The organism is Psychrobacter faecalis (genome assembly GCF_016107575.1).
GTDB classification, from domain to species: Bacteria; Pseudomonadota; Gammaproteobacteria; order Pseudomonadales; family Moraxellaceae; genus Psychrobacter; species Psychrobacter faecalis.
Genome location: NZ_JABAST010000065.1, coordinates 1 through 6,373 on the forward strand (window position 1 = coordinate 1; position 6,373 = coordinate 6,373).

Here is a 6,373-nt window from a genome sequence, read left to right on the forward strand (position 1 = left end):
ATAGTATCAATGAGTTACAATGTGGCTTATCCCGAACTGGGGTTAATTTTAAAACTAATCAAGAAAAATTAACGCAACAAAAAGCCCGCTACATTGTATATAGTGGGCTTTTATTTTTTGAAACTTATAAGTCTTAACTACTGAGAGTCTTAACGACTATAAGGTTTGCGGATTATCTGACATGTGTTTTTCACGCAATTTTTGGCGCAGTACTTTACCAACGTTACTCTTTGGTAGCTCAGTAACAAACTCGATATAACGCGGACATTTATAGCCGGTTAAATTGTCTAGAGCAAACTCTTTAATCGAGTTTTTGGTCACGTTATTGTCGGCAGGGATGACGTAGATTTTGACCGCTTCTCCTTGACGCTCATCAGGAATACCGATCACCGCGCAATCAAGAATGCCTTCACAATCAAGCATCACGGATTCTACTTCGTTAGGAAAGACGTTAAAGCCTGAGACCAAAATCATGTCTTTCTTACGGTCTAATAATCTAAAGTAGCCTTTTTCATCCATACTGACGATATCGCCCGTGCGAAAGTAACCATCTTCAGTAAAGTCTTCGCTACTGTCTCTATTCAGATAACCTGAGGTGACGTTAGGACCTTTAACACACATCTCACCAGCTTCATTGACACCGACGCGCTTGCCGTCTTCATCTATGATGATGACATCAACGCTCGGGACTGGGACGCCAATAGTGCCGTTAAACTTACGGTCGGTAACAACGTTGGCAGTGCCGACAGCCACACCCTCAGTCATACCCCAGCCTTCAATCATGGCGCAACCAGTGGTTTCAAGCCAGCGCGCTGCCGTCTGTTCGGTCGCTGCCATACCGCCTGCTTGCGAGATACGTAGCGAGCTAAAATCAAGGTCTTTAAAGTTTGGATTATCAAGCAAGCCTTTAAACAAAGTATTAACTGCTGGGGAAATATGGAACGGTTGTTTAGATAAGGTTTTGATAAATCCAGGTATGTCGCGTGGATTGGGTATCAGGATAAAGGTATAGCCTGAACGCATACCGAGTGAGCTTAGCATAAAGGCAAAAATATGATACAGCGGTAGGGCCATGACCATATTGATATAAACTTCATTAATCTCTGACGTGATAGGGCGCGTCCATGCTTCTGATTGCATGGCTCCTGCGACGATATTACGTTGAGATAAAATCGCACCTTTAGAGAGTCCGGTCGTACCACAGGTATATTGTAAAAATGCTTTTTGATCCAAAGTCATTTTTGGCTTTTGGAAGGGTAGGTTTTTGCCTTTTTTGAGCACATCGGGAAACTTTGTGACTTCATGCTTAGGGTCGTTTAGCTTGTATTTGGGCACCAAACGTTTGACTTGACGGATAATGGTATTTACTAAAATACCTTTGAGGCCCATCATATCGCCCATTTTTGATAAGACGATACGCTTAATTTGCGTCTCATCAATCACTTGCTCGAGCGCTTGAGCGAAATTATCCACCACAAAGATAACCTTTGCATCTGAGTCATTTAACTGATGGCGCAGTTCACGGCCAGTGTAAAGAGGGTTAACGGGCGTACAGACGTAACCTGCGCGCAAAATACCAATCATGGTTGGCAAGTATTGCGGCACGTTTGGCATCATCAGCGCAACCACGCTGCCTTGAGGCAGTCCTTGTGCTTGTAGCCAAGGCGACGGCAAGAGAAGCCTTATCAATGTCATCATAGGTATGAGTCACGCCCATACCGATACTCATAGGATGCAGACGAAAGCGATCAAAACACTCTTCATACAGCTCCACGATGCTGCCATATCTATCTGGATCGATCGTTTTCGGCACACTCTTAGGTATATTGGGCAAGCCAAGGTTTATTCAACGTCATAGTCAGCGTCCTGGAATTTCAATTAAGTTTCTATCGTTAAGCAGTCGTATCCGTGTCAATAAAAAATCAGCGCTGACGTAAAGCAATGGCCGCTGAGTTTGATAACATCCTTATCTATTGACGGACTACTAAGTTTCTTTGCAACTAAAATATAATGTATCGACGATATAATGATACATTTAAGCAACACATTAGCATGAATCTAAGTAAAGGCAATATTAGCATGCGAGTACTGCCCAGTACACATTAAAAGTTTATAAATAAATGCTTCTATAGGAAAAAAAGACCATCAATGAGGTGGTAGTGAAACATGCTGATATTTGGATAAAAATTTAAGATGGTCTTTGGATAAATACGATATATAACTTAAAAACCGTTTAAGTCGTGCCTAAAAATATCACTGCAAAGGAATAGCGATAGGTTAAAGAGTAGTGCGTTTCTACTTAAACTTTAAACGAGACTGAATCGGCACTATGTGCGGTTATTGTTCGGTTATTGCTTGATTAATGGTTTCGCTTAATTTTTGCGGTACACGAATAGGGCGCATGGGTGCGCTATTATTGCTTGCAGAGTCTGGCGTGACTTGGTTTTGCACGCAAGCGATGACAATTTTAGCGCGACTTAATAAAGTAGTGTTTGAAAAGGCAGTACTTTTCTGAGGAATATCATTGTCATTCGGCGCTAAGCGATGGATACTTTGATAAAATATAATGCTGGCAGGTTTTAGCTCAACCTTATCAATGCGTACGTTGATGACCTCATCTAATAAAATGGCTTTTTTATACTGCAAATCTGCTTGGCTAACGACAAAATGCTGAATCTCACCATCATCGGTCTGCAAAAAATAGCCATTTAAACCAAGCTTGGTGAACCAGTCGCGGCGGCAGTTTTCAAAAAACACCAGATGATTGGCATGGTAGACGATGCCGCCAGCATCAGTATGGTTAATATAGACATTGTAATCAGTAGCAAATAGCGGGGTGCTTGCGTGCATCGATTGTGCAGCGGTATTTTTATTCATGGTTGTCATCAGGTTACTCAGTAAATTTGCGCCATTAATAGCATGTAGAGTTTAAGAGGTTGATATATAAGGTTATAAAAATAAAAAATAAGAAATAACAATGCTTAGATTGTTACTCATGACAGCTACTCTATCGTAAGAGATAAAGGCGCGCAACAGCTAGCTGTGGCGATGTCTGTTATGATAAGCCTTTATTTATCATCTCTTGCTGCTTGCTTTATTTTATAAAAATACTTGTTATAGAAAGATTTTATTTCAATTCATAATGATAGGATAGTTTATGACCCGTTTTGTTTGTTTTAATATCAATGGTATTCGCGCTCGTCAACATCAGTTAGAAGCGATAAAAGAGATTATCGACCCTGATGTGATCGGTCTGCAAGAAACCAAAGTACACGACGAGCAGTTTCCGCTCGCAGATGTGGAAGGTTTGGGCTATCACGTCGAGTATTTTGGTCAAAAAGCGCATTACGGCGTCGCATTATTATCTAAAATTGCCCCTATTTTTGTGCAAAAAGGTTTTCCGGGAGAAGATGAAGAGGCACAGAAGCGCTTTATCCATGCCCGCTATGTATTCGACGGTCGCGAAGTGGATGTGCTTAACGGTTATTTTCCGCAAGGCGAGAGCCAAGACCATCCGACTAAGTTTCCTATGAAGCGTGCCTATTATGCGGATTTGATAACCTATATTGATACACTAAAGGCAGAAGGGCGCTCGCTGGTTATCATGGGTGATATGAACATTGCCCCAGAAGATATCGATGTTGGTATCGGCGAGGCCAATGCCAAGCGCTGGCTTAAAAATAGAAAAACCTCGTTTTTACCTGAAGAGCGCGAATGGTATGGTAACTTGATGGCGCGAGAGCTGACCGATACTTATCGTCTGCATTATCCAGACAGCACCGAATTATATAGCTGGTTTGATTATCGCAGTCGCGGTTTCAATGATGATCCTAAGCGCGGGCTGCGTATAGATCATATTTTATGTACGGCAGATTTGATCGACCATTGTGTCGATGCTGGTATCAGCTATGAGCTACGCGGCATGGAAAAACCGTCTGACCACGCGCCAATTTGGGCAGCGTTTGATTTAAATAAAGTATAATAACTGGCTTTGAACCATAGACTTTTAATATCAGATTTTTAGCATTCGTTTTTAAGAACTAAAAACGAATAACTAGAATTTTATAAAGATAATTTATAACCAATAATACATCAGCATTGATGAATAAGGATTGAATGATGGCTGTCGGCAACGTTGCAGTACCTAATACGATTTATCCTATTGATGGGATTAAACTAAGCGCCACCGCTGCAGGCGTACGCTACAAAGACCGCGATGATTTGGTGGTGATAGAGATTGCTGATAGCGCCAACACTGCGGTTGTGACTACTAAAAATACCTTTTGTGCCGCACCGGTACGTGTTTTACGTGAACACTTTGCTAAAGCCAGCCCGCGTTATTTAATCACCAATACCGGCAACGCCAATGCCGGTACGGGCGCTGATGGTAAACGCCGCGCGGTTGATATCTGTAGCGCCCTAGCTGCTAAAGCGGGCGTGGATGTCAGTACTGTTTTGCCATTTTCGACAGGCGTGATAGGCGAGCCACTAAACAGTGATGCTGTTATCGCAGGCTTAGACAATGCCTTAGCCAATTTGGCCGCCGATAATTGGCTGGCCGCGGCCAATGGTATTCGTACGACGGATACGATTCCAAAGCTTGCCAGTGAAAAGGTTGATGTCGATGCTATCAGCTATCATATTACGGGCATGTCAAAAGGCTCGGGAATGATACGCCCCAATATGGCGACCATGCTTGGCTATGTGGCCACTGATGCCAATATCGCCGCTGACTTATTGCAAGAAATGCTGAGCAAAATTAATGAGCAATCCTTTAACCGCATTACTGTCGATGGTGATACCTCAACCAACGATTGCTGCGTCTTGATTGCAACCGGAACAGCGAGCTCGGAGATTATTGATAGCCCAGAGCATCCGCATTATCAGCCGATATTTGACGCCTTAACAGCAGTGTTTGTGCGCTTGGCACAATTGATTGTACGAGATGGGGAAGGCGCGACCAAGTTTATGACGGTAAAAGTCACGGGTGGCAATACTATGCAAGAATGCTGCGATGTGGCGTATGCGGTCGCCCATTCACCACTGGTCAAAACGGCGTTTTTTGCCAGTGATGCCAACTGGGGACGTATCTTAGCAGCGGTTGGTTATGCAGGTATCGACGACCTTGATACCGAGCAAGTCGATGTCTATTTAGATGAAGTGATGATTTGTCAAAATGGCGGTGTGGCGCCAAGTTATACGGAAGCGGCGGGCAAAGAAGTCATGAGCCAGCCTGAGATTACCATTCATATTAATTTGGCCCGCGGTGATGCCGAGGATACCGTTTATACCTGCGATTTGTCTTATGATTACGTTAAGATAAATGCGGACTATCGCAGTTAAAAGTTATCTATCATTTTATAAAAACGCTCAAAGCCATCCATTATAATGTTAGCTTTGAGCGTTTTTTTATGTTCAATATTTTTGTATTAAATACGGTCTAATTTAAACCGTTTATTAACAGCAGTTGCAAAAGCTGACGTTACTTTACAAAGCAGTTATAGAGGCTAGGCATCGGTGCGACCTATACTGATTGCAGTAAACAATAGACGGTACTATTAATAGTTGAGGAAATTTATATCAATTGTGTTCGTTTTTATTTTAGATGAGCTTAGATTGACTTTCTGATTAACAGTATCTTTATGACTTCTTGCTACCTTTTGAATAGTGATAATTGATTAAAATGAGTTTGAAAGGTAATGATTAATACTAATAAATAAACTGAGGATTTAATAATGAAAAAATTAGCAATTGCGGCATTGATGACGACTTTTGTCTTGTCAGGTTGTTCTACCATGGGTATGAATGATGAGCGTACTATGGTGGTCGAAGGCGAACCTGTGAATGTGAAAGTGGTTAACATTCCAAGTTTCAAAATTGAAATAGCACCACTTAAAGCGGTGTGTGAGCTGCCCACCGCGAGTGGTACTATGGTTGAGTCAGAGTGCCTACAATATCGCCAGACTTATCAGAAAAACTACACGCCTCTAAATGGTGATATTCAAGGCTTTACTTATGAGCCAAACTATCGCTATATTCTAGATGTGCGTCAAGAAGCGGTTATGAATGAAGCAACGAAAGTGGTTAAGCCGGTTTGGATTTTAAATGAAGTGATTTCAAAAACTGCTGAATAATTTTAGTTGTAGCTTATTATAGAAAAGCCTCTAATCATTAGAGGCTTTTTTTAGTCACAGAAAAAGGTAAACGTATTTTATCAAAAAGCGCTGTAAAACCACGTCCCTTCTAGGGCGTGGATATCAGGCGTCAGCTATTGTCGCTCAGCCTTAAAACAGACTTGTCAACCAAACTCATTAAGATCATAATCACTCTATGAAAACGCTCAAGTGTCGCATCAAAGACAAACACGCCAATC

At 41.9% G+C, this 6,373-nt stretch carries 4 protein-coding genes and 1 pseudogene; 3 read left to right on the top strand and 2 right to left on the bottom strand.

What is annotated here, in order from left to right; genetic code table 11:
• Positions 1 to 156 precede the first annotated feature (156 nt).
• Together JFC07_RS12745 and JFC07_RS12750 are read right to left on the bottom strand one after the other, a co-directional pair.
• A pseudogene (locus JFC07_RS12745) lies at positions 157 to 1,856 on the bottom strand (AMP-binding protein).
• A gap of 481 nt (positions 1,857 to 2,337) precedes the next feature.
• Positions 2,338 to 2,886, bottom strand: a complete 549-nt coding sequence (locus JFC07_RS12750; protein ID WP_145989763.1) for a hotdog family protein — start codon at positions 2,884 to 2,886, stop codon at positions 2,338 to 2,340.
• A gap of 271 nt (positions 2,887 to 3,157) precedes the next feature.
• Between JFC07_RS12750 and xthA the strand changes: the two genes are divergently transcribed.
• The 3 genes from xthA (at position 3,158) to JFC07_RS12765 (ending at position 6,134) form a co-directional block, all read left to right on the top strand.
• A complete protein-coding gene (gene xthA, locus JFC07_RS12755; protein WP_102076264.1) occupies positions 3,158 to 3,982 on the top strand; it encodes an exodeoxyribonuclease III in 825 nt (274 codons plus the stop codon).
• Between the two features lie 137 nt (positions 3,983 to 4,119).
• A complete protein-coding gene (gene argJ, locus JFC07_RS12760) occupies positions 4,120 to 5,343 on the top strand; it encodes a bifunctional glutamate N-acetyltransferase/amino-acid acetyltransferase ArgJ (protein WP_198329198.1) in 1,224 nt (407 codons plus the stop codon).
• Positions 5,344 to 5,735: 392 nt separating this feature from the next.
• Positions 5,736 to 6,134: a DUF4377 domain-containing protein gene (locus JFC07_RS12765; RefSeq protein ID WP_068408379.1), complete on the top strand. Its 399-nt coding sequence runs from the start codon at positions 5,736 to 5,738 to the stop codon at positions 6,132 to 6,134.
• The last annotated feature ends 239 nt before the right edge of the window (positions 6,135 to 6,373 follow it).

Bases quoted from the DNA above. Each gene is read 5' to 3' on its own strand.
- xthA (WP_102076264.1), top strand. From the start codon at position 3,158: ATGACCCGTTTTGTTTGTTTTAATATCAATGGTATTCGCGCTCGTCAA.
- JFC07_RS12750 (WP_145989763.1), bottom strand. From the start codon at position 2,886: ATGACAACCATGAATAAAAATACCGCTGCACAATCGATGCACGCAAGC.
- argJ (WP_198329198.1), top strand. From the start codon at position 4,120: ATGGCTGTCGGCAACGTTGCAGTACCTAATACGATTTATCCTATTGAT.
- JFC07_RS12765 (WP_068408379.1), top strand. From the start codon at position 5,736: ATGAAAAAATTAGCAATTGCGGCATTGATGACGACTTTTGTCTTGTCA.